The following is a 530-nucleotide window of genomic DNA, read 5'->3' as shown; positions in this document are numbered from 1 at the left end:
CAAACGCTGCGAAAATCCGTGCTTTTGAATTAAGTGAAGAAATCAAAATTCAATTAAACGACCTTTACTTAAAACATATGGACGACATCATCAGCGGTGAATTCTCATCAACCATGATGGCTGACTGGGCAAACGGTGACGTGAACTTATTCAAATGGCGTGAAGAAACCGGTAAAACCGCATTCGAAAATTCACCGAAAGCAGACGGCATCAAAATTTCCGAACAAGAATACTTTGATAACGGCGTAGTTATGGTTGCAATGGTGAAAGCGGGTGTAGAAATGGCATTCGATGCAATGGTTGCAAGCGGTATCTACGAAGAATCGGCATACTATGAGTCATTACACGAATTACCGTTAATCGCAAATACCATCGCTCGTAAACGTTTATATGAAATGAACGTGGTAATTTCAGATACGGCGGAATACGGTAACTACTTATTCTCTCATGTTGCAACGCCGATTCTTGCAGAAAAATTAATCCCGATGTTACAAAAAGGCGACTTAGGCGAACCGACACCGGCTGCTGAA

Annotated in this window: 1 protein-coding gene; it reads left to right on the top strand. The window is 41.7% G+C overall.

The window, feature by feature from the left end:
* A partial coding sequence (locus DA085_RS20770) for an NADP-dependent ketol-acid reductoisomerase (protein ID WP_474100160.1) occupies positions 1–530 on the top strand: 530 nt, incomplete at both ends.

The organism is Ornithinimicrobium cavernae (assembly GCF_003121625.1).
In the GTDB taxonomy this organism is placed as follows: domain Bacteria; phylum Actinomycetota; class Actinomycetes; order Actinomycetales; family Dermatophilaceae; genus Ornithinicoccus; species Ornithinicoccus cavernae.
The sequence above is the reverse complement of the archived record's forward strand: the minus strand, read 5'-3'. Positions and strand labels throughout refer to the sequence as shown.